The 23925-nt window shown below is 72.7% G+C and carries 14 protein-coding genes, 1 tRNA gene and 1 CRISPR repeat array; of the genes, 11 read left to right on the top strand and 4 right to left on the bottom strand.

All coding sequences use genetic code 11. The features are described from left to right. Positions 1-14: 14 nt before the first annotated feature. The gene (locus SSBG_RS12585) at positions 15-2573 is read right to left on the bottom strand and encodes a DEAD/DEAH box helicase (RefSeq protein ID WP_008746516.1); all 2559 of its coding nucleotides are present in this window, start codon (positions 2571-2573) and stop codon (positions 15-17) included. An 81-nt stretch (positions 2574-2654) separates the two neighbouring features. Here SSBG_RS12585 and bldG point away from each other — a divergent pair, with 81 nt between their 5' ends. The 11 genes from bldG (at position 2655) to SSBG_RS12530 (ending at position 20202) form a co-directional block, all read left to right on the top strand. Further along, positions 2655-3008: an anti-sigma factor antagonist BldG gene (gene bldG / locus SSBG_RS12580; RefSeq protein WP_007823876.1), complete on the top strand. Its 354-nt coding sequence runs from the start codon at positions 2655-2657 to the stop codon at positions 3006-3008. Positions 3009-3114: 106 nt separating this feature from the next. Further along, positions 3115-3567: an ATP-binding protein gene (locus SSBG_RS12575; RefSeq protein ID WP_008746515.1), complete on the top strand. Its 453-nt coding sequence runs from the start codon at positions 3115-3117 to the stop codon at positions 3565-3567. 566 nt (positions 3568-4133) lie between these two features. Continuing rightward, positions 4134-4715, top strand: coding sequence for a hypothetical protein (locus SSBG_RS12570; protein WP_008746514.1), 582 nt, complete (start codon positions 4134-4136; stop codon positions 4713-4715). Positions 4716-5107: 392 nt separating this feature from the next. Further along, entirely contained in the window at positions 5108-6727 is a 1620-nt protein-coding gene (locus SSBG_RS12565; RefSeq protein ID WP_050776762.1) for a DUF7059 domain-containing protein, read from the top strand. 266 nt (positions 6728-6993) lie between these two features. Then, a complete protein-coding gene (locus SSBG_RS12560) occupies positions 6994-7212 on the top strand; it encodes a hypothetical protein (protein WP_037869617.1) in 219 nt (72 codons plus the stop codon). Positions 7213-7642: 430 nt separating this feature from the next. Next, positions 7643-10531: a type I DNA topoisomerase gene (gene topA, locus SSBG_RS12555; protein ID WP_008746511.1), complete on the top strand. Its 2889-nt coding sequence runs from the start codon at positions 7643-7645 to the stop codon at positions 10529-10531. A gap of 710 nt (positions 10532-11241) precedes the next feature. Continuing rightward, a complete protein-coding gene (gene tmk / locus SSBG_RS12550) occupies positions 11242-14760 on the top strand; it encodes a dTMP kinase (RefSeq protein ID WP_008746509.1) in 3519 nt (1172 codons plus the stop codon). 212 nt (positions 14761-14972) lie between these two features. After that, on the top strand, positions 14973-16178 hold the full coding sequence (locus SSBG_RS12545; protein ID WP_008746508.1) for a DNA polymerase III subunit delta': 1206 nt from the start codon (positions 14973-14975) through the stop codon (positions 16176-16178). A 154-nt stretch (positions 16179-16332) separates the two neighbouring features. Next, positions 16333-17997: an alpha/beta hydrolase gene (locus SSBG_RS12540; RefSeq protein WP_008746507.1), complete on the top strand. Its 1665-nt coding sequence runs from the start codon at positions 16333-16335 to the stop codon at positions 17995-17997. A gap of 77 nt (positions 17998-18074) precedes the next feature. Next, positions 18075-18148 (top strand) — tRNA-Thr (locus SSBG_RS12535). A 524-nt stretch (positions 18149-18672) separates the two neighbouring features. After that, positions 18673-20202, top strand: a complete 1530-nt coding sequence (locus tag SSBG_RS12530; RefSeq protein WP_008746506.1) for an RNA-guided endonuclease InsQ/TnpB family protein — start codon at positions 18673-18675, stop codon at positions 20200-20202. Positions 20203-20220: 18 nt separating this feature from the next. Next, positions 20221-20981: direct repeats of the CRISPR family, unit length 29 nt; unit sequence GTCTGGCCCGTACGCGCAGGGGATGACCG. A 263-nt stretch (positions 20982-21244) separates the two neighbouring features. Here SSBG_RS12530 and SSBG_RS12525 read toward each other — a convergent pair. From SSBG_RS12525 to SSBG_RS12515, 3 genes are all read right to left on the bottom strand, one after another. Next, positions 21245-21484: a hypothetical protein gene (locus SSBG_RS12525; protein WP_008746502.1), complete on the bottom strand. Its 240-nt coding sequence runs from the start codon at positions 21482-21484 to the stop codon at positions 21245-21247. A 168-nt stretch (positions 21485-21652) separates the two neighbouring features. Continuing rightward, positions 21653-23260, bottom strand: a complete 1608-nt coding sequence (locus tag SSBG_RS12520; RefSeq protein WP_008746501.1) for a site-specific integrase — start codon at positions 23258-23260, stop codon at positions 21653-21655. Continuing rightward, positions 23257-23916 carry a helix-turn-helix domain-containing protein gene (locus SSBG_RS12515; protein WP_008746500.1) on the bottom strand — a complete coding sequence of 220 codons (660 nt, stop codon included), beginning with the start codon at positions 23914-23916 and terminating at the stop codon, positions 23257-23259. The genes SSBG_RS12520 and SSBG_RS12515 overlap by 4 nt, the downstream gene beginning before the upstream one ends. Positions 23917-23925: the final 9 nt, after the last annotated feature.

Below are 23925 nucleotides of genomic sequence, written 5' to 3'. Positions count from 1 at the left end.
GTGGACCGTGCGGGTCAGGGCACGGGCGGGGCCGCCGGTGGTGGCACCGGTGCCACCACCGGACGAGTATCCGGTGCCGGGCGCGGCTTCGGAGCCTGACCGGTCTCCGTGGCCGGGGCCGCCGCGTCAGGAGCGCCCTTGAGGAGTGCGGCGAGGAGGCGGACGGCGGCACGTTTGTGGAGGGGTTCGTTGCCGTTGCCGCACTTGGGGGACTGGACGCAGGAGGGGCAGCCCGAATCGCACTCGCAGGCGGCGATGGCCTCGCGCGTCGCGGTGAGCCACTCGCGGGCGGTGGCGAAGGCGCGCTCGGCGAAGCCGGCGCCGCCGGGGTGGCCGTCGTAGACGAAGACCGTGGGCAGCAGCGTGTCGGGGTGGAGCGGCACGGAGACCCCGCCGATGTCCCAGCGGTCGCAGGTGGCGAAGAGCGGGAGGAGACCGATGGAGGCGTGCTCGGCGGCGTGGAGGGCACCGCCGAGTTGCTCGGGGTGGATGAGGGCGGCGTCGAGCTGGTCCTCGGTGACGGTCCACCACACGGCGCGGGTCCGCAGGTGGCGTGGGGGCAGGTCGAGCTTCGTCTCGCCTAGTACCTCGCCGGTCAGGAGCCGGCGGCGCAGATAGGAGACGACCTGATGGGTCACCTCGACCGAGCCGAAGCAGAGGCGGCCCTCGCCCCAGGGAATCGAACGATCGGTCTCCAGGACCGAAACGGAGGTGGTGTCACGAGCGACGGTGGTGTACGGCGGTGACGCCTCCGTGACCAGGGCGACGTTCGCTTCGAGGTCGAAGGCGCGGACCTGGTAGGTACGGCCCTGGTGGAGGTGGACGGCGCCCTCGTGGACGGTCGAGTGCGAGGCGGAGGCGTCGACCGTGCCGAGCAGACGCCCTGTGCCGTCCTCCACGATCTGCACCGGCGGGCCGCCCTCGCCGCGGATGTCGGTGAGGTCGGCGGCGCGCTCCTTGCGGGTCCAGTACCAGGACGGGCCGCGGCGGCGCAGCAGTCTGGCGCCCTCCAGCTGCGGCAGCAGCTCGGCGGTCGCCGGGCCGAACAGGTCCCTGTCCCGCTCGGTCAGGGGCAGCTCGGCGGCTGCCGCGCACAGGTGCGGGGCGAGGACGTAGGGGTTGTCCGGGTCGAGGACGGTGGACTCGACGGGCTGGTCGAAGATCGCCTCGGGGTGGTGGACGAGGAAGGTGTCGAGCGGGTCGTCGCGGGCGACGAGGACGGCGAGGGCACCCTGCCCCGTACGCCCGGCGCGGCCCGCCTGCTGCCAGAGCGAGGCGCGTGTGCCCGGGTAGCCGGCGATGAGGACGGCGTCGAGACCGGCCACGTCGACGCCGAGTTCGAGGGCGGTGGTGGCGGCGAGGCCGAGGAGTTCGCCGGAGTGGAGGGCGCGTTCGAGGGCGCGGCGTTCCTCGGCGAGGTAGCCGCCCCGGTAGGCGGCGACGCGGGACGCCAGGCTCCGGTCCCGCTCGGCGAGGCGTTCCTTGGCGATCACGGAGATCAGCTCCGCGCCGCGCCGGGAGCGGACGAAGGCGACGGACCGCACGCCCTGGAGCGTGAGGTCGGTGAGGAGGTCGGCGCTCTCGGCGGTCGCGGTCCGGCGTACGGGGGCACCCTTCTCGCCCTGGAGCTCGGTGAGCGGGGGCTCCCACAGCGCGAAGACGACCTCGCCGCGCGGGGAGCCGTCCTCGGTGACCTCGGCGACCGGCAGCCCCGTGAGCCGCTGCCCGGCGAGGGCCGGTTCGGCGGCGGTGGCGGAGGCGAGGAGGAAGACGGGCTCGGAGCCGTAGCGGGCGCAGAGCCTGCGCAGCCGGCGCAGGACCTGGGCCACGTGGGAGCCGAAGACGCCGCGGTAGACGTGGCACTCGTCGATGACGACGTACTTGAGCGCACGGAGGAAGGAGGACCAGCGGGGGTGCGAGGGCAGGACGCCCCGGTGGAGCATGTCGGGGTTGGTCAGGACGTAGTTCGCGTACTGGCGGACCCACTCGCGTTCCTCGACGGGGGTGTCGCCGTCGTAGACGGCGGGGCGCACGGCACGGCCGAGCGGCGCGGCGAGCGCGCGGACGGCGCGCCGCTGGTCGGCGGCGAGCGCCTTCGTCGGGGACAGGTAGAGGGCGGTGGCGCCGCGTCCGTTCGGGGCCTCGGAGCCGTCGAGGAGGGTGGAGAGCACGGGGACGAGGTAGCCGAGGGATTTGCCGGATGCGGTGCCGGTCGAGACCACGACGGATTCGCCGTTGAGGGCGTGCTCGGCCGCCCGCGCCTGGTGGGACCACGGATGCTCGATGCCAGCCTCCTGCACGGCGGCGATCACTTCCGGCCGAACCTGATGCGGCCAGACGGCATAGCTCGCCGGGCGCGGGGGCAGGTGCTCCGTATGAGTGATGCGCTCAGCGCGGCTCGACCCCCCGGCGAGACGGTCCAGAACCGCTCGGGGAGAGTGCTGTGCGGCCGTGCCCCGAGGGGGGCGGCCGGTCGTGGAGTACGTGGCCATCGACATCGAGTGTGTCACTGGCGCGGTGGACAATGCCCGGAAGGCGTCGTGCACCTGCACCGGTAAGTGATTGAATGCCATGGCGGCTGGCGAACCGTCCCGGGGGCTCAGGCCGAGGTGTCCCGAGGGACGACCGCTCGATAGCAAGGTGCTGGAGGATCAGTGGACCTGTCCCTGTCGACTCGCAATGTGTCCGGCCCTGGTGGCGACCGTACGGTCGTCGAGGTTGGCGGCGAAATCGACGTTTACACCGCTCCCAAGCTGCGTGAGCAGCTCGTGGAGCTGGTGAACGACGGCAATTTCCACCTGGTGGTCGACATGGAAGGGGTCGATTTCCTCGACTCCACCGGTCTCGGCGTCCTGGTGGGTGGCCTCAAGCGTGTCCGGGCCCATGAGGGCTCGCTCCGCCTCGTGTGCAATCAGGAGCGCATCCTCAAGATCTTCCGAATCACGGGCCTGACGAAGGTCTTCCCCATTCACACCTCGGTTGAGGAAGCCGTCGCGGCCACCGACTGAGTTCCGCTCCGCCCCGGGCCGCTGGGCCCGGGGCCGGGGGCGGGCCACCGGCGGGTCCTTCCCCCGGTGCGCCCGCAGGCACGTTCGTACGTCTGAGGGGGACCGCATGGCCACCGTCGAACTCCGCTTCAGCGCGCTGCCCGCGCACGTCAGGACGGCCCGGCTGGTGGCGGCATCGGTGGCCCGTCGCTCCGGTGTCGACGAGGCCGTGCTCGACGAGGTACGGCTCGCCGTGGGCGAGGCGTGCACGCGCGCCGTGGGGCTGCACCAGAACCACGGGGTGACCGAGCCGGTGAGCGTGCGGCTGATCGAGGGGGAGAACCAGTTCTCCATCGAGGTCGTGGACCAGGCTCCGCACGCCTTGGTGACGGATGCCACTCCCGGCGCGATGATTCGCGACGAGGACGTGGACACCGAGGGTGAGGACGAGATGGGCCTCGCGGTGATCAGCGGACTCGTGGACGACGTGGAGGTCACCACGGGCGAGGACGGCGGTCGTCTGCGGATGACCTGGCCGGCCAAATCGGACGTCTTCGCGGACAGCGGGCCCAGCGCCTGACGGTGAGGCACCGCCTCGGAAGGCGGAGTGGCGTCCCCGGTCGTCACGGCCCCGCCTCTGCGAGTGGGTCCGGCCCGCCCTGGGCGTGACGCAGCGTTTGTGGACGCGCGTGCCCAGCTCTGGGCCTTTCGTTGTCCGTCGTCCCCTCGGGCCGCGTTCTTCTGCGTCCGCCCGGATTTTTCGTTCCCGCGTCGCTCCGACTCCCGCCTGGGTCGTCCGCGCCCGGTCTCGGTTCCGCCCGGTCTGGTGCGCGCTGTGTGCGGTGCGCCTGCGGAGCCGCGTACGGGGTGCGCCTCCGTGCCTCGTACCAGTTTCCCGCGGCTGCCTCGAACCGGTGCCCGGTCCGCCTTGTCGCGGGGAGCTCGGCTGCCTCGTAGTGGCGGCTCGGTCGATCGGATCGTGCGGGCTTTCACGCCGCTGAGCCCGCGAAGCCGCGCAGTATGCCGTGAGTCATCTCTCTCGTGGGGCAAATGGCGCAATAAACCGCGAACTTCTCGAAGGGCGCGTGGGCTCTTCGTCGGCCCCGTGTAAGTTCCGGGGCCGACAGTCATGGAGGGACCGATCCGTTGAGCAAGAAATTCGTGTGCGCACTGTCCGGCGGTGCGGTGCTGCTGCTGGCCCTGTCGGGGTGCGGCGATGACAACGACGCCAAGGTCAACGACTGGGCGAAGACCTTCTGTGGCGACATCAAGCCCGACGTCGACAAGATCAACGCGTCCACCGCCGCGATCGACAAGCAGACGGCCGACACGAGCAAGCCGGCCGAGGTCCAGAAGACCGACTCGAAGGCGTTCCAGGACCTCTCGACCGCCTACAAGGGGCTGGCCCGTTCTCTCGACCAGGCGGGCGCGCCGCCGGTGGACAACGGTGAGGACATCAAGAAGGACGTCGTCAGGGAACTGAACGCCAGCTCGGCCTCGTACGCGAAGCTCAAGAAGACGGTGGACGGGCTCGACACGGGCAACCAGGCGAAGTTCGCCGACGGGCTCAAGGACGTGGCCGGGCAGCTCGCCAAGATCTCGCAGGGCAGCAACGCGGCGCTCAACGAGCTCCAGTCCGGCGATGTCGCGAAGGCGATGAAGAACCAGAAGAACTGCCAGAAGGCCTCGCCCTCGCCCTCCGTGCCGAACGCGTCACCGTCCGCCTGAGTCCGGGTGCCCGAGTCCCGTCGCTCGCGTCCGGGCGGCTGGGGCCGCCTTCCGGAGTCCCGCCCCGGCGGTGGGAAGCGGGGTGCCTGAGTTCGTTCGCCTGAGGGCGGGCGGGGGAGACCAGGCGTGAAGGCCGGGCCCGGGAGGCGGGGCGGGATGGCGTCGCGTGGGGGCGTTGCCCTGTGTCGCTCGGCGCTTCGCGTGCTGCGTGGTTCCGAAAGGCGCGGTCCCGCTCGGCGCGCTCACGGACGCGGCGTCGCGGGCAGCCAGGCTCTGCGGAAGACCCACCCTCAGCTGCATGGGCGCCGCGCCCTCAGCTCCTGGGCGCCGCGCCCTCGCCGCCCCCCATGCCCCCTCCCCCCGTTGTCAGTGGTACCCGTCACAATGGACGGGTGAGCACGACTTCTACGCACGCGAGCCCGCAGGACCCCGCCGAGCCGTTGCCCGGTGCCGAAAGTTTGCCCCTTCATGAGGGCAGGGGGGCCGAGGTGGCGGAGCTGTTGCGGGAGGCGCTGCGCACGGCTGAGTTCACCGCCGACGGCCTGCTCGATCTGCTCGGCGCACCGGCGTACGCGGCTCTCGCGCGCGGCGAGACCGTGCCGGCCCTGCGCGCCACCCGCGCCGACGGTCCCGTCGCGACGCTCGTGCGGCTCTTCCTGCTCCAGCGCGCCGTGAGCCGCGCGGCGCTCGTGGCGGTGCTCGGCGAGGAACTGGTGGCAGCGGCGGCGGAGTGCGGCTGGCTGCGTGAGGACGACCGGGGCGAGCTGCTCGCCACCGTCGATGTCCGCCCGTACGGCGGCCCCGAGGGCGAGGACTGGTACGTTGTCTCCGATCTGGGCTGCGCCGTGGGCGGTGCCGGCGGGATCGGCCGGCGCGCGGAGGGCGTCGTCCTTGGCGTCGGCGGTGCCTCCACGACCCTCGCCGGACTCACCGTGCGCGCCCCGGCCGACAGCGTCCTCGACCTGGGTACGGGCTCCGGCATCCAGGCCCTGCACGCCTCCGCGCACGCCGTCCGTCTCACGGCCACCGACCTCAACCCGCGCGCGCTCGTCTTCGCCGCGCTCACCCTCGCCCTCTCCGGAGCCGGGCCCGCGCGCCTCCTCGCGGGTTCGCTCTTCGAGCCGGTCGGTACGGAGACCTTCGACCTCGTCGTCTCCAATCCCCCCTTCGTCATCTCGCCCGGCGCCCGGCTCACCTACCGCGACGGCGGGCGGGAGGGGGACGGCCTCTGCCGCGAGCTGGTTTCCTCGGCGGGGGAGCGGCTGAACGAGGGCGGGTACGCGCAGTTCCTCGCCAACTGGGAGCACGTCGAGGGCGAGACGTGGACCGAGCGGGTGCGCGAGTGGGTGCCGGCGGGTTGCGACGCCTGGATCGTGCAGCGCGAGGTGCAGGACGTCACGCAGTACGCGGAGCTGTGGCTGCGGGACGCCGGTGACCACAAGGAGGGGAGCGCGGAGTACGCGCGGCGGTACGAGGAATGGCTCGATTCGTTCGCCGCGCGTGGCACCACGGCGATCGGCTTCGGCTGGATCACGCTGCGGCGCACAGCCGCCGCCGAGCCCTCCGTGACGGTCGAGGAGTGGCCGCACCCGGTCGAGCAGCCTCTCGGCCCGGCGGTGCGCGCGCACTTCGCCCGCCTCGACTACCTCCGTACGCACGACGACGCGGCGCTCCTCGCCGACCACTTCCGGCTGGCCCCCGAGGTGGTGCAGGAGCAGATCGGGCAGCCGGGCGCGGAGAACCCCGAGTACGTGGTGCTGCGCCAGCATCGCGGGATGCGCCGGGCGACCAGGGTGGACACGATCGGCGCGGGCTTCGCCGGCGTGTGCGACGGCACGCTGAGCGCGGGGGCGATCCTCGACGCCATCGCACAGCTTGTGGAGGAGGACCCGGTCCTGCTCCGGGACCGGACCCCCGCGCAGATCCGCCTCCTGGTCGAGCAGGGTTTCCTCTCGCCGGTGGGCCCGAGCGGCCCGCGCGGGGCGGAGGAGGGAACGCCGGACGCCCTCTGAGACAGCGGCAGGGGACGGGGAGCCCCCACCTCTGTCCTCGCCCCGCCCCCACCTGCGCCGCGCCCTCGCCCCGCTCGCTCCCGCACCGCCCGTCGCCCGCGCCCCCGCCGGTCGTCCCCTCCCCCCGTCGTCCCCCGGCGTCCCCGAGTTCACCTGGGGTTTGTGTGGACGAAGTGCCCCGGTGCCAGCCTTCCCGCAGTGGAGGGGCCGGGACCGGACCGGCCCGTGGTGGTGCCGGGGACGGCGCCGGGGAGGCGGGGGCCCGGATGGACGGGGTCGATGCGGTCACGGAGAACCTTCCGGCGGTCTTCGCCGGGGTGGTGTTCCTGCTCTTCGGGGGCCGTCTGCTCGTGTGGACCTGTGTGCGACTCGCCCTCGGCGCGCCGGTGGCCGAGGGGGTCAGGGCGGGGACGGCCGCCGCACTGGCGCTGCTGGGCGCGGCGGGCAGTCTCGGGCTCGGGCTCTGGTGCTTCGGGCGGATCTGAGGCGGCGGGGGCGCGGGACGGGCGTACCGCCGTTGTCGTAGAGCGGGCGGCGGCCGGGGCGAGCGGAGCGGCGGGGCGGGTGGTCCGGGCGGCGGCTCGCTCGTGAGGAGGGCCCTGGCCCGTACCGCCAGAGGCGCTCGCACCCCCTCCGACCTGCGGCGGAGCACGGGCGGCCGGTCGCGCCGCGCGCCGTGCGCAGCGGCGGGTAGCCGGTCCGGGCGGCAGGAATGGCGGTAGTCGGGTTACCGTTCGAGTGGCCGTTGCGGGCTTTTCCCGTTTGACACGGGGGCGGGAGGTACCGTCACACTCCGCAGCGTCAGCAGTCACCCACCCGCAGGAGTGTGGGAGGCGTCGGGCCCCCTGCGGCCCGGCCCCGGGCACGTGTCCACGTCCCGCGGACCTTGAGCCTCGACCGGAGAGAAGAGCCACGTTGTCCCCGACCAGCGAGACCGCGAACGGCGGTCGCCGACTCGTCATCGTCGAGTCGCCCGCGAAGGCGAAGACGATCAAGGGCTACCTGGGCCCCGGCTACATCGTCGAAGCGAGTGTCGGGCACATCCGCGACCTCCCCAGTGGTGCCGCCGAGGTCCCGGAGAAGTACTCCGGCGAGACGCGTCGCCTCGGGGTCGACGTGGAGCACGACTTCCAGCCCGTCTACGTCGTCAACGCGGACAAGAAGTCGCAGGTCAAGAAGCTCAAGGACCTGCTGCGCGAGTCCGACGAACTCTTCCTCGCCACCGATGAGGACCGGGAGGGCGAGGCGATCGCCTGGCACCTCCAGGAGGTCCTCAAGCCGAAGATCCCCGTCCACCGGATGGTCTTCCACGAGATCACCAAGGACGCGATCCGCGCGGCCGTCGCCAACCCGCGCGAGCTGAACCAGAAGCTCGTGGACGCCCAGGAGACCCGCCGCATCCTCGACCGCCTCTACGGCTACGAGGTCTCGCCGGTGCTGTGGAAGAAGGTCATGTCGGGCCTGTCGGCCGGGCGTGTCCAGTCCGTCGCCACGCGGCTCGTCGTCGAGCGGGAGCGCGAGCGCATCGCGTTCCGTTCGGCCGCGTACTGGGACCTGACCGGTACCTTCGGCACCGGCCGCACCGGGGACGCGAGCGACCCGTCCACCGTCGTCGCGCGGCTGAACAGCGTGGACGGCAAGCGCGTCGCGCAGGGCCGCGACTTCGACGCGAGCGGCCGGCTCAAGTCGGACGTCCTCCACCTCGACGAGCAGGCCGCGCGCACCCTCGCGAGCGCCCTCGCCGAGGCGCGCTTCGCCGTGCGCTCCGTCGAGTCGAAGCCGTACCGCCGCTCCCCGTACGCGCCCTTCCGCACCACGACCCTCCAGCAGGAGGCGAGCCGTAAGCTCGGCTTCGGCGCGAAGGCGACGATGCAGGTCGCGCAGAAGCTGTACGAGAACGGCTTCATCACCTACATGCGTACGGACTCCACGACGCTCTCCGACACGGCGATCTCCGCCGCGCGCGCCCAGGTCACGCAGTTGTACGGCGCCGACTACCTCCCGGAGAAGCCGCGTACGTACGCCGGGAAGGTCAAGAACGCGCAGGAGGCGCACGAGGCGATCCGCCCCTCGGGCGATCGTTTCCGCACGCCCGCCGAGACCGGCCTGAGCGGCGACCAGTTCCGGCTCTACGAGCTGATCTGGAAGCGCACGGTCGCCTCGCAGATGAAGGACGCGACCGGCAACAGCGTCACCGTCCGCCTCGGCGGCACGGCGAGCGACGGCCGCGACGCCGAGTTCTCCGCCTCCGGCAAGACGATCACCTTCCACGGCTTCCTCAAGGCGTACGTCGAGGGCGCCGACGACCCGAACGCGGAGCTGGACGACCGCGAGCGGCGCCTCCCGCAGGTCGCCGAGGGCGACCCGCTGAGCGCCGAGGAGCTGACGGCCGACGGGCACGCCACCAAGCCGCCCGCCCGCTACACCGAGGCCAGCCTGGTCAAGGAGCTGGAGGAGCGCGAGATCGGCCGCCCCTCCACGTACGCCTCGATCCTCGGCACGATCCTCGACCGCGGCTACGTCTTCAAGAAGGGCACCGCGCTCGTCCCGTCCTTCCTCTCCTTCGCCGTCGTCAACCTCCTGGAGCGCCACTTCGGGCGCCTCGTGGACTACGACTTCACGGCGAAGATGGAGGACGACCTCGACCGCATCGCGCGCGGCGAGGCGCAGGCGGTGCCGTGGCTGCGGCGCTTCTACTTCGGTGAGGGCGACGGCGCGGGCGAGGGTGCCGCCGCTGCCGCCGGCAACGGTGACGGGGACCACCTCGGCGGGCTCAAGGAGCTCGTCACCGACCTCGGCGCGATCGACGCGCGCGAGATCTCGTCCTTCCCCGTCGGCGACGGCATCGTGCTGCGCGTCGGGCGGTACGGGCCCTACGTCGAGCGCGGCGAGAAGGGCACCGAGGAGTACCAGCACGCCGACATCCCGAGCGACCTCGCGCCCGACGAGCTGACCGTCGAGTTCGCCGAGGAGCAGCTCGCGAAGCCGAGCGGCGACTTCGAGCTGGGCACCGACCCGGAGACGGGCCGCGAGATCGTCGCGAAGAACGGCCGCTACGGCCCCTACGTGACGGAGATCCTGCCCGAGGGCACGCCGAAGACCGGCAAGAACGCGGTCAAGCCGCGGACCGCCTCGCTCTTCAAGTCGATGACCCTCGACACGGTCACGCTGGACGACGCGCTCCTGCTCATGTCGCTGCCGCGCGTCGTCGGTACCGACCCGGAGGGCGTGGAGATCACCGCGCAGAACGGCCGCTACGGCCCGTACCTCAAGCGCGGCACGGACTCGCGGTCGCTCCAGACCGAGGACCAGATCTTCGGCATCACCCTCGAAGAGGCCCTCGCGATCTACGCGCAGCCCAAGCAGCGCGGGCGCGCCGCCGCGAAGCCGCCGCTCAAGGAGCTGGGCGAGGACCCGGTGAGCGGCAAGCCCGTCGTCGTCAAGGACGGCAGGTTCGGCGCGTACGTGACCGACGGCGAGACCAACGCGACGCTGCGGGCCTCCGACAGCGTCGAGGAGCTGACGCCGGAGCGCGGCTACGAGCTGCTGGCGGAGAAGCGCGCGAAGGGCCCGGCGAAGAAAACCGCCAAGAAGGCGGCGAAGAAGGCGCCCGCGAAGAAGACCGCCACGAAGACGGCCGCGGCGGGCGCCGCGAAGAAGACGGCTGCCAAGAAGACGGCGGCGAAGAAGACCACCGCGAAGAAGACCACCGCGAAGAAGACGACGGCCGGTGCCGCCGCGAAGAAGACGGCGGCGGGGGCGCGGTCGGCCTCGGCCGGAGGCGCTGGGGACGACGGCGAGTGAGCCTCGCGGGGTGAACCGGTGCTGAGAAGCGGTGAGGGCCGGGCGGCGAAGACGCTGCCCGGCCCTCGGTCTGTGCCCACGACGTGTGGGGCGACGCAGCGGTATGGGCGGTGGGGATGGGGCTGGGTATGGGGGCCGGGGCTGCGGTCGGGAGAGTGGGCTGCGGCCGAGGGCTTGGGGCTGCGGCTTGGGGCGGGCGATGAACGATTGTGCGCGCGGGTTTCGGTGTCCGAGTCCGCGCCGAGCCTCGCATCCGAGCGTGTGTCAGACCTGGTGAACGAGCGTGCGCCCAATCCGGTGAACGAGTGTGTACCCCGCCCGGTGAACGAGCGTCCACCGAGCCTGGTGAACAACTGTGCGCCGAAACCGGTGAACAATTGTGCGTGGATTCGGTGAACGACTGTGCACACATTTCGGTGAACGGTTGTCCCCGCGCGCGTCGTGTCAACAACCGGGCACCTGCGGCGCGGGCATTCTCCGGTCACCGAAGCGCGGTCGGCGTCGAGCCCGGAAGAGGGTTGTTTGCCCGTGACGGAGTGGGTACGGGCACGGCACGGGGCGGAACGCCGCCCCGCGCAACCGAAGTCGGGCCGAGCACGGAACCCGGCGGCAGCCGGCTGAACGCGGAAGGAAGAAGGCGTGCGGGTGAGGGGACGTATGTTCGGGCGCGGCCACGGAATGTCCGACCCGGCCGATAGGCTGGGCGAATGATGCGAGCCGAGCAGGAGGCGGTCGCCGCCCGGACCTCAGACCACGCGACGTCAGGCGGCGCGAGCCCGGAGAACGCGACGCCGGACCGCGCGACCTCGGACAGCGCCCTGGTCGCGGACTCCCGCGAGCGCGCCGTCCGCGCGCTGTTGCGTTCGCAGCCCCTCAAGCGGCTGTGGAGCGCCCAGTTCGTCGGCGGCGTCGGCGACGTCCTCGCGCTGCTCGTCCTCGTCGTGCTCGTGCTCCAGTCCGCCGTCCTCCAGGACTCCTTCGGCGGCGGCTACCGCGGCGCGGCCCTCGCGGTCGCGGCCGTCGTCGGCGCGCGCCTCGTCGCCACGCTGCTCTTCGGCGCGGTCCTGCTCGGCCCGCTGACCGCGCTCACCGCGCCCGAGGGCCCGCTCGACCGGCGCTGGACGATGACCGGCGCCGACGGGGTACGGGCCGCGCTGCTCATCGTGGCCCCGCTGTGGATCGACTGGACGCCGGACAACGCGCTCGCGCTGCTCCTCGTCACCGTGTTCGTCGCCGGTCTCGCGGAGCGGCTGTGGACGGTGTGCCGCGAGAGCGCGGCGCCCGCGCTGCTGCCCGCGCCACCGGTCGAGGGCGACGCGGTGCGTCCCCTGCCCGACCACCTGCGCGCGCTGCGCACGCTGTCGGTCCGTACGACGTTCTTGGCGATCCCGGCCGCCGCGCTCGCCCTCGTCGCCGTCACCCTCGTGGGGAACCTGCTCGGCGCCGGTCTCGACTGGTTCGCGCTCCACCAGGCCGCGCTCGCCTCGTACGTCGCCGCCGGGCTCTTCGCCGCCTCGCTCTCCGTCGTCTCCGCGCTCGAACTGCCCGGCGGGCGCACACCCCGCCCGCGCTCCCCGCTGGAGGGCCTGCGCCGCCCGCGCGCCGGCGCCGAGGGCGGACGCGACAAGGGCCGTACGGGCGCGGTGCCCGCCCTCGTCGGCGCGGGCGCGGCGGTCGCCGGTGCCGTCGCCGCCGCCGTCGGCGTCGCGGTGCTGCACGCGCGCGACCTCGGGGGCGGCCCGGTCGCCTACGGCCTCTTCGTGCTCGCGCTGCTCCTCGCCGGGCTCGTCCCCGACATCACCACCGTCCTGCTGCTCCTGCTGCTCGCCGGTCTCGCCGCCGGTGTCTCCGCGCACACGGCGCACACGCTGCTCGACCAGGAGAGCGAGGAAGGGCGCCGCGACCGCGCGGGCCAGCACCTCCAGACCGTGGCCCGCGTGACCGCCGCGCTCGCCGCCGTCGCCGCGCCGGTCGCCGCCGCCTTCATCGGCCCGCACCGCGTGGAGAATGGCAAGTTCACCTTCGACCACGCCGGCGCCTCGTACACCCTGATGCTCGTCGGCGCGCTCCTCCTGCCCGTCGCCGCGCTCGTCCTCGCCAAGACCGACGACCGCAGCGGAGTCCCGCTCCGCCGGGACCTGCGGGAGGCCCTGCGCGGCGGCGAGCCGGTGCAGGCGCCCGCGACGAACGGCTTCTTCCTCGCCCTGGAGGGCGGCGACGGCGCCGGGAAGTCCACGCAGGCCGAGGCGCTCGCCGAGTGGATCAGGGGCAAGGGCCACGAGGTCGTCCTCACCCGCGAGCCGGGCGCCACCCCGGTCGGCAAGCGGCTCCGCTCGATCCTCCTCGACGTCTCCAGCGCCGGGCTCTCGCACCGCGCCGAGGCACTGCTGTACGCGGCTGACCGCGCCGAGCACGTCGACACCGTCGTACGACCCGCCCTCGAACGCGGCGCGGTCGTCATCACCGACCGGTACATCGACTCCTCCGTCGCCTACCAGGGCGCGGGCCGCGACCTCTCGCCCGTCGAGATCGCGCGCATCTCCCGCTGGGCGACCGGCGGCCTCGTCCCGCACCTGACGGTGCTGCTCGACGTCGCCCCCGAGGCCGCGCGCGAACGCTTCACCGAGGCCCCGGACCGCCTGGAGTCCGAGCCCGCCGAGTTCCACGCGCGGGTACGGACCGGTTTCCTCACCCTCGCCGCCGCCGCGCCGGAGCGGTACCTCGTGGTGGACGGGGCGCAGGAGCCGGAGTCCGTCACGCGGACCGTGCGGCACCGCCTCGACCAGCTCCTTCCGCTCTCCGAGGCCGAGATCAAGGCCCAGGAGGAGGCGCGGAAGGCCGCCGAGGAGGAGGCCAGGCGCAAGGCCGAGGCCGAGGCCGCGCGCAAGGCGGAGGAGGAGCGCCAGGAGCGCGAGCGGCAGGAACAGCTCGCGAAGCTCCGTGCCGAGCAGGAGGAGCGCAAGCGCCGCGAGCTGGAGGAGGCCCGGCGGCAGGAGGAGCTGCGCCGCGAGGAGGAGGCCCGCCAGCGCGAGGAGGAGGAGCGCCGCCGTGCCGAGGAGGAGCAGCGCAAGCGCGAGGCGGAGGAGGCGGCCCGCGAGGCCGAGCAGGAACGCCTCCGCAAGCAGGCCGCCGAGGAGAAGCGGCTGCGCGAGGAGGCCGAGCAGCGCCGCGTCGAGAAGCAGCGCAAGGCCGAGGAGGCACTGCTGCGCGCCGAGCGGGCCCGCAAGCTCGCGGCGGAGCAGGAGGCGGCGGAGCGGGCGGCACGCGAGGCCGAGGAGGCCCGGGAGGAGGAGGAACGCGCGGAGCGGGAGGCCGCAGAGCGGGCCGAGCGTGAGGCGCGGGAGGCCGCGGAGCGGGAGGCGGCCGAGCGGGATGCCGCTGAGCGGGCGGAGCGTGAGGCGGCCGAGCGGGAGGCGCGCCGTTCCGCCGAGACGTCCGTGCCCGACAACGAGACGACGCTGCGCACACCGGTCGTCAGCTTCCACAAGCCGGAGGCGGGACAGGACGAGTCCGCCGGGGCGGGACGCGAGGACGAGGGCGCCGGGGCGGGACGTGACCGGTCCGCCGGGGCCGGACGTGAGCAGGAGGACGCCGCGCGTCCGGGCGCCGGCTTCGCGGCGGGAGACCAGGACACCACGGTCTCCACGCCCGTCGTCCGGCCGGGCGCCGAGGACGAGACGACGGTCCTGCCGCAGTACCGGGAGCAGCGGGACGGCACCGAGGACGAGACGACCGTGCTCCCCCAGTACCGCGAGTCCCCGGCCGCCGGGCGCGAGGCGGCGGGGGACTCGGCCGCCGAGGACGAGACCGCCGTGCTGCCGCAGTACCGGGAACCCGGGTCCGCCGCTCCCGGCGACGGTGCCGCGCAGGCGCCCGCGGACAGCCCCGCCGACCGCGTACCGCCCGGCTTCTTCCGCGACGAGCGCCCGGGCCCGCCCCCCGCCGGGCTCGGCCCCGACGACCGTACGCGGGAGCTGCCCCAGGTGGACGAGACCGGCGCCCCCCGCCGCCGTCCCCGCCCCGCCTGGGCCGAGGAGACCCCGCTCGACGACCTGCCGACCCTCGCGGACGAACTCCTCGGGGCGCGCTACGAGCCCCGGGAGCGGCCGGGGGACGGGTCCGGCTCCGGGACGAACCCCGGCGCCGGGACGGGTTCCGGTTCGGGCGCGGGCTCGGGGGAGAAGGAGCGCAAGCGTCGTGGCTGGGGCGGGCGCGGGCGCAGGGACTGACACGCGAGGGGCCGGGCCGGGAGCCGGCCGGGCCGCCTGCGCGCGGCCCGGCCCCCGCAGCCCCCGCTCCCGGCCCGCCACATCGCCCCGACCCCCGGCCCACAGCCGCGCCACCCCCCCCGCACCCCCCCGCGTACCCCCCACCCACCCCTCGCCTGTCACACCCTTCGCCCACAATGGAGGGCGAGGTACGACGAAAGGTGCGGTGACCGATGGCGGTCTGGGACGACCTGGTGGGCCAGGAGCGGGTGAGCGCTCAGCTCGCCGCCGCGGCGAAGGACGCCGACGCGCTGGTCACGACCGTTGCCGGGGGCGGGCAGGCGGCGGCGGGCTCGCGGATGACCCACGCCTGGCTCTTCACCGGCCCCCCCGGCTCCGGACGGGCCGAGGCGGCACGGGCCTTCGCCGCCGCGCTCCAGTGCGTCAGCCCGGACCGCGCGCTGGGCGGTGAGCCCGGTTGCGGCTTCTGCGAGGGCTGTCACACGGCGCTCATCGGGACCCACGCCGATGTCGAGTTCGTCCGCACCGACCTCCTCTCCATCGGCGTGAAGGAGACGCGTGACCTCGTCCGGCGCGCGCAGCTCTCGCCCGCCACCGGCCGCTGGCAGGTCATCGTCCTGGAGGACGCCGACCGCCTCACCGAGGGCGCGGGGAACGTGCTGCTCAAGGCCGTGGAGGAGCCCGCGCCCCGTACGGTCTGGCTGCTGTGCGCGCCCTCGCTGGAGGACGTCCTGCCGACCATCCGTTCCCGCTGCCGGCACCTGAGCCTGCGGACGCCACCGGTCGAGGCCGTCGCGGACCTCCTCGTCCGCAGGGACGGGGTCGACCCGGCCCTCGCCGCGTCCGTCGCGCGCGCCACCCAGGGCCACATCGACCGCGCGCGGCGGCTCGCGACCGACGAACGGGCCCGGGCCCGCCGGGCGGCGGTGCTCAAGCTGCCGGTGCGGCTCGGGGACGTCGGCGCCGGACTGCGGGCCGCGCAGGAACTCATCGACGCGGCCGGGGACGACGCCAAGGAGGTCGCGGAGGTGACCGACGAGAAGGAGACGGAGGAACTGCGGGCCGCGCTCGGCGCGCAGGCAGGCGGCCGGCTCCCGCGCGGCACGGCAGGGGCGATGAAGGAGTTGCAGGACCGGCAGAAGCGCCGCTCGACCCGTACCCAGCGCGACAGCCTCGATCTCGCGCTGCTCGACCTCACCGGTTTCTACCGGGACGTGCTCGCCCTCCAGTTCGGCGCGGGCGCGGAGATCGCCAACGAGGACGTACGGGACTCCGTCGAGCGCGTCGCCCGGGACAGCCGTCCCGAATCGACGCTGCGCCGCATGGAGGCCATCGGCGCCTGCCGCGAGGCCCTCGCCAGGAACGTGGCGCCGCTGCTCGCGGTGGAGTCGATGGCGATGGCACTCCGGGCGGGCTGAGGCGGGGGGCGAGGACCGGTTTCGGGCTGAGGGGGCGGACGAGCCCTGTCGCGGGCTGAGGCACGGGCGGACGAGGCCGGTCGCGGCGACGGGTCACCGGGCCCCGATGAGTGCGGATAGTAGTCATGCCGTCGCGCACCGTTAAGCTTGCCGAATGAGCCTCCCGCCCCGCCGCACGTACCTCCCCTCCCGCGCGTGGTGGAGCGCCGGGGCCGCCTCGGCCCTCGCGCTCGCCCTGGCCGCAGGCGGGACGGCGGGGGCGGCGGAGCCCCCGGACGCGGCGCGCCTCGCCCCGTACTACAGCCAGCACCTCGACTGGCACCCGTGCGGCAAGCCCGCCTCCGCCTCCTCCGCCGCGCCTGCCCCTACCGCCGGGCCTGCCCTGGCCCCTGCTCCCACCGCCGCGCCTGCCCCCACCTCGCGCCCGGCCTCCGCGCGGGCCGCCGCCGTCGCTCGCGAACGCGGCTTCTCCTGCGCGACCGTCCGCGTGCCCCGCGACTACGCGGACCCCGACGGCGCCGACATCGCGCTCTCCGTCGCGCGTAAACCCGCGACCGGCCCGGGCAAGCGCCTCGGCTCCCTCCTCCTCAACCCCGGCGGCCCCGGCGGCTCGGCGGTGGACTTCCTGACGGGATACGCGGGCGCGCACTACCCCGCGGCGGTCCGGGAGCGGTACGACCTGGTGGGTGTGGACCCGCGCGGCGTCGGGCACAGCGCGCCGGTGCGCTGCCTCGACGGACCGGCCATGGACCGCTGGGCCGCCACCGACATCACGCCCGACGACGCGGCCGAAACGGCCGCCCTGCGCCGCTCCTTCCACCGCTTCGCCGAAGCCTGCCGCACCCGTACGGGAGCGCTGCTCGGCCACGTCTCGACGCCCGAGGCCGCCCGAGACCTGGACATCGTGCGTGCGGCGCTCGGCGAGCGGAGGCTCGACTACGCGGGCGCCTCGTACGGTACGTACCTCGGTGCCGTGTATGCGGAACTGTTCCCGCGCCGCGTCGGCCGCATGATCCTCGACGGCGCGATGGACCCGTCGATCGACGCGCGCCGCCTGAACCTGGACCAGACGACCGGCTTCGAGACGGCCTTCCGCGCCTTCCTGCGCGACTGCGCGCGGCACGAGGACTGCCCGCTCCCCGCGACCGCTCCCGCCGCGAACCGCGCGCTGGCCGCCTTCCTCACGGGGCTCGACCGGAGGCCGCTCCGCACGGGCGACGGCACCCGCGTGCTCACCGAGGCGCAGGCCGCCACCGGCGTCATCGCCGCGCTCTACACGGAGGCGGCCTGGCCCGCGCTGCGCCAGGCGCTCGGCGAGGCGAGCGGCGAAAAGAAGGACGGCACGACGCTGCTGAGCATGTCCGACGCCTATTACGAGCGCGGCGCGAACGGCCACTACTCGTCCCTGATGGCCGCCAACGTCGCCGTGAACTGCCTCGACGCGCCCCCGGCCTTCACCGGCCCGGCGGCGGTACGTGCCGCGCTGCCCGACTTCGAGCGGGCGTCCCCGGTCTTCGGCCGCGCGCTCGCCTGGATGTCCCTGACGTGCGCGGACTGGCCCCACCCCGCCACCGGCACCCCGCACCGCGTCACGGCCCCCGGCGCACCCCCGATCGTCGTCGTCGGCACGACCCGGGACCCCGCGACCCCCTACCGCTGGGCCCGCTCCCTGGCCGGTCAGCTCACCTCGGGCCGCCTGCTCACCTACGACGGCGACGGCCACACGGCGTACAACAGGGGCAGCACCTGCGTCGACACCACCCTGACCACCTACCTCCTCACCGGCACCCCACCGGCCCTCCGCACCACCTGCCACTGACCCGCCCTGGTCGGAACCACCCCGAAGAACTGTGTAGACTTGCCGAGGCTGCTGCACCACCATGGAACAGCACACCAGCCGCCTTAGCTCAGTTGGCCAGAGCAACGCACTCGTAATGCGTAGGTCTCGGGTTCGAATCCCGAAGGCGGCTCCGATGAACCCCCAGGTCACATAGCCCGTGACCTGGGGTTTTGTTGTTGAAGCGGGTGATGGAGGAGCCGGCGGCTCCACGTTTTTGCCCTCTAGGTGGGCACGCGTGGCATACGCGTGGCAGCGCGTGCAGGGAGAGTGCAAGCCGGTACTTCGCGCCGTTGGCGGAGCTGACTCACCTTTTTGGAGGGGGGCTACAACGTCCGGACGTGGGTGACGCTTCGGAATCGAGGCCAGCTCAGGGCTCAGCGCTATCGCTTGGCTGCGGGCGCGTGCTTGACGAGCGGTCGCCTTTGGGCGGATCGCCGAAGACTCGCTACTCCCTCCAGCTTGCCCGCCAGGCCCGGCCGCTCACCCGGCCCCGTGGGATGCGCCCGATGTGCGGGACATCAGTGGCGGTCGAAGCCCTGCTCGCCGCCGAGTAGCTCCGTTGTCAGTGCGGTGGGGTAGCTTCCACCGCATCGTGCACGCAGTCCCGTGCTCGCACGTGACGGCTTTGTGATGTCCTGGAGATGGGGGTGAGTGATGAAGACGGAAATCTTGCGGGCCTTCCGCTTTACGCTCGCTCCCACCCCCGCTCAGGAACAGCGCCTGCTGCGCTGGTGCGGCAACTCGCGTCTCGCCTTCAACTACGCCCTGGCGGCCAAGAAGGCCGCCCACGAGGACTGGCGCACTCAGGTCGTCGCGCTGGTCGACGCGGGCGTCGAGGAGGCGACGGCACGCAAGCGCGTGAAGGTGCCCACTCCGACCAAGCCGACGGTCTACAAGCGGTTCGTCGCCGAGCGCGGGGATGACCGCCGAGGTGTTGAGGGCATCGCACCGTGGTGGCACGAGATGAACACCTACGTCTTCCAGTCGGCGTTCCTCGACGCGGACGCGGCGTGGAAGAACTGGCTGGACTCCTTCAAGGGCAAGCGGGCCGGACGCCGTGTCGGCTACCCCCGCTTCAAGAAGCGCGGACTGGCCCGCGACAGCTTCCGTCTCCACCACGACGTCAAGAAGCCAGGCATCCGGCTGACCACGTACCGCAGACTGCGCTTGCCCGCGTTCGGGGAGATCCGTCTTCACGACAACGCCCGCCGTCTTGGGCGGCTCATCAGCCGTGAAGAGGCTCGCATCCAGTCGGTGACGGTGTCCCGGTCCGGGCACCGCTGGTACGCGTCCGTGCTGTGCAAGGTGCAGGTGGATCTTCCGGAGAAGCCGACGCGCGCACAGCAGACGGCGGGAACCGTCGGCGTCGACCTCGGGGTCAAGATGCTCGCGGCCCTGTCCCGCCCCCTGGACCCGAAGAGCCCGGACCGAGAGGGTCACTTCGTCACCAACCCCCGCCACCTGGCCCGGGTCGCGAAGCGACTGCGGCAGGCGCAACGCGCCCTGTCCCGCAAGCAGAAGGGCTCCGCGCGCCGGGACAAGGCCCGTCGCCGCGTCGCACGCCTCCACCACGAGGTGACGGTCCGTCGGCGTGCCGCCCTGCACCAGGTGACCAAGAAGCTCGCCACCCGTTACGCCACGATCCACATCGAGGACCTGCACGTCGCGGGCATGACCGCGACGGCGCGCGGCACCCTGAAGCGCCCCGGCCGGAGCGTCCGACAGAAGGCCGGCCTCAACAGGGCCATCCTCGACACCGCCATGGCGGAGACCCGCCGCCAGCTCACCTACAAGACTTCCTGGTACGGCTCCCAACTCGCGGTCCTGGACCGTTGGTGGCCCTCCAGCAAGACCTGCTCCGACTGCGGATGGCGAAACCCAAGCCTCACGCTGAACGAGCGGGTGTTCCACTGCGCCCACTGCGGCCTGGTGCTCGACCGCGACCTCAACGCGGCCCGCAACATCGAACGGCACACCGCGGCGCGACCCACGCCACAACAAGTCGCCTCCGGTAAGGGGGAGACTCAAAACGCCCGTGGAGAGTCCGTAAGACTTCCCCGCCCCCGGGCGGAGAAGCAGGACCCAGTGAAACGGGAAGACGCCCGGCCCAGCCCGGCGCCACCTCGGCGGAGCAATCCACCGACATCCCCTCCCACGTATAACGGACAAGCAAAGTCGTCCTGAACGTGCAGGCCAGAAAGGGTCTGGCCCGTACGCGCAGGGGATGACCGGCGACTTCCACACAGCCTTGGGCGGTTTCGGAGTCTGGCCCGTACGCGCAGGGGATGACCGGCGTCCGCTTCGACGACGAACGCGTCGAAGCCGTCTGGCCCGTACGCGCAGGGGATGACCGCTGCCCGAAGACCCACATGGAACCGTCCGGGCGTCTGGCCCGTACGCGCAGGGGATGACCGGCGCACGATGAGTGCATGGCGGCTGCCGGGGGGTCTGGCCCGTACGCGCAGGGGATGACCGGATGGGGCGCGGACGCGGCGGATCGCGGGGGTGTCTGGCCCGTACGCGCAGGGGATGACCGGCGGCGCTCGTGCCTTGAGAACTGAACAGAGAGTCTGGCCCGTACGCGCAGGGGATGACCGACACGTGGCCTGCGGGCTTCTTCCCAGGGGCTGTCTGGCCCGTACGCGCAGGGGATGACCGTACCCCGAGCTGAACAACACGCTCCCCGAACGGTCTGGCCCGTACGCGCAGGGGATGACCGTATGTAGAAACGGCCCTCGCGGCGGGCCGTCAGTCTGGCCCGTGCGCGCAAGGGATGACCGGGCTGGCTCCAGCCCTTGCGCGGGGCGATCCGGTCTGGCCCGTACGCGCAGGGGATGATCGTTGAACTCGTACTCCGCTCCGTCGCGGTGTTCGTCCGGCCCGTACGCGGAGGGGATGATCGCCGGTCTCGTGCACGCGGATGAGGAGTCTCACGCTTGGCCCGTACGTGAAGGGGACGACCGCGCAGAGGCGGTGCGTCCCCGTGTTCGCGGGCTCCCGGCTCGTACGCGCAGGGGGATGACCGCAGCTAGCGGCTGGAGCCGGAGATCCGCCGCGCCAATTTCGAGGCCCGCGTCGGCGCCGCCCCGGACTGGACCTTCGCCGTTGAAGTTCAGGAGGGGCTGAGAGCGCTCGGGTTCGGCGGTGCTTTCGCCGCGCTGTACCTGGGGTTGCATCCGAGGGGTCCCGCCGGGGGCCGGCGGGCTCCGTGAGCGTGAAGCTGTCCTCAGGGGCGGGGTTGATGTTTGTGCAGTTTGCCGCGGTAGGTGCAGCCGGGGCAGGTGTCTTCGCCTTCGATGTGGCCCTCGTACCAGCCGTGGGCGGCGGCGTCGAGGATGGCTTCCTCGGCCGTGGCTTCGCCGTTGTGGAGGGCTTGGAGGGCCTTGGCGACAACGATGCGGAGCGCTGCGTTGTCGGGCGAGGGGAACGGCGGGGACGGCATGGGCGAGGGCGAGTCGGTCGGCATGGCGGCAGCCTACGTGCCGGGAGGGGGCCCGCCCTCGTCGTCGGGGGATGTGCCGAGGCCCGCTGTCGGTGCGGGGCGGCGCCTCGCACCGGCTGGGAGGGTTCCGGAGACAGCAGCAGGCCGTTCCCCGTTGGGTGGGCGGGAGACGGCCTGCGGAGGGACGGGGGGTTAGGCGGAACGCTTATGCGCGCGGGCTCCCTCGATGGGGGTGACGTTGGCCGAAGCCGTCGTTGCGGGGGGCGCGCTCTCGACGTTCTGAGCGGGGCGTGTGTGGGGGACGAAGGCGGCGACCTTCTCCGCCGAGTCGCGGCCGAGTTCGGTGAGGACGGACTGGTAGATGTCGCGCGTGATCCGGGTGCTCGTGTGGCCCAGGATGGTGGAGACGACCTTGATGTCGTCGTGCACGGCGAGCATCAGGGTGGCGGCGACGTGACGCAGGTCGTGGAGCCGGATGGGCGGCAGTCCGGCTGCCCGGACCAGCCGGTCGAACAGGTCGGAGAGCCTGCCCGGGTGGAGCAGCCCGCCGTCCTCTTCGGTGAAGAGGTGCCCGGTGTCCTGCCAGCCTTCTCCCCAGGCTTCGCGTTCGGCTTCCCGGCGCCGGAGGTGCTCCTGCAGCCCGGTGTTGGTCTCGCTGTCGATGTCGACGGTGCGGACGCTGCCGTCGGTCTTGGGGGTGTCCTCGTAGAAGTTCCACCCGTCCTGGACGAGCTGTGTGGCGATCGTGAGGGTTGCCGAGGTATGTGAGTAGTCCACGTCCCGGAGCCCGCATCCTTCCCCTCGGCGAAGACCTCGGTAGGCGATGATGCGGAACAGCAGGTAGAGCCGGTGGTGGCATATGGAGTCGAGGAACGTCGCGGCCTGGGCCGGAGTCCAGACCATGACGGGGCTCGGCTTCTGGCCGGTCCTCGTCCACTCGGCGACGCGCTCATCGGTCCAGATGAGCGCCTTCGCGGACTGGGCGGTTTCCAGCTCGACATGCTCGGCCGGGTTGAAGGCGGGCATGATCTGCTGGGAGATCGCCACGTTGAGAGCGGCGCGCAGGGTCGCCCGGATGTGCTCCTGCGTGCTCGGATTCGTGACGCGGCGGAACGCGGGCATGTCGGCGAGCTGGAACCGCAGTGCCCGCCGCTTGGCCCTGTTCTCGGCGCCCTTGTTCGGCGTGGCCTTCAGCTCGGCCGCGACCGCGCGGCGCTCGGTGTTCTGCTCCACGATTTCGTGGTTGGTCTCGTTCATCGCGATGAACATCGCGGTGACGTGGTGCACCCGCAGGCGATCCAGGCGAATGGTTCCGAGGTGCGGCTTGAGGTGCACGCGGACATCGGTCTCGTACCGCTTCGCGCCACCGCGCTTGAGCTTCCTCTTGTTCGCGAGCCACGTGTCGAGCCACTCGGCCACGGTCGTCTTGAGGGCGACGGGCTGGCCCACCTTCACGCGCTTCTGCGTCGCTTCGAAGTCGGGCAGCGGCGATCGGTCCCTGGAACACTTCGCCAGCGCGTCGCTGACCTGCTGACGGCCCCACTCGTCGTCTTCGTCGGGGATGCGCAGCAGGGCCCAGACCTTGTCCAGCTCCTCCTCGGCCTTCGTCGACGACTCGAACCCGGTACGCCTGTAGCGCCGAACGGTGCCGTCCTGCGCGGGGTCGAGGACCTGTGCTACGCGCCAGACGCCGTGGCGGCGGTTGCTGGTGAGTTTCGGGCAGGAAGCACCCCACCGCTTACCCGTGCCGGGCTTCACGCAGTTGCAATGACGGGAGACGGTTCCTCGTTTGAGCTTCACGCCGTGGCCTCCTGGTCCTTCGCGAGCGCGGCCTCGTCGACGTGCTGGAGGTCAGCAGGCAGTGGCGGGGGAGTCAGGCCGCGAGCGCGCATGCGGTCGCGATGTGCGCGCAGATCTTTGCGGTCCTCAAGCGAGAGCGCTTCGTAGGACCGGGCGCGTTCCTGCAAGCCCGGTACGAGCGTGGGGTCGAGGGCGGTCTCGGCGGCGCGGCGGCGGGCAGTGGCCATGGCGATGGAGGCTTCCACCGCCGCGAGCACGTCGTCGTGCGCCCGGTACAGGTCGAGAACCTCCTGGTGCTCACCGGAGGGGGCGGCGGAGTGTCGCCCCTCGCCGGTGAACCAGGCGAGACCGTCCCACGGGGAGGCGGTGCGATGAGGAAGAACTTCGACCTCCGCCTCGGTGCCGTCGAGCGGGAAGAGGAGCAGCACGGGGGGTACGCCCACGACATCGGCCAGGACGAGGAGGTCGGCGACGGAGAGGGACGTCCTCCGTCCGGTCTCCAGGTTCTTGATCGTCTGTGCGGTCATCTCCTCGTAGCCCCGTTCCGCGCAAGCGGCCGCGACTTCGGCCATCGTCATGCCTGCCGTCGTGCGTGCGGAGCGCAAGGCGGATGCGATGCGCGCGGTCAGTTGCGAAGTCCACGAGGTAGGTGCCATGTAGGCACT

Origin of the sequence: Streptomyces sp. SPB074 (assembly GCF_000154905.1) — a bacterium.
Classification (GTDB): domain Bacteria; phylum Actinomycetota; class Actinomycetes; order Streptomycetales; family Streptomycetaceae; genus Streptomyces.
The sequence above is the reverse complement of the archived record's forward strand: the minus strand, read 5'-3'. Positions and strand labels throughout refer to the sequence as shown.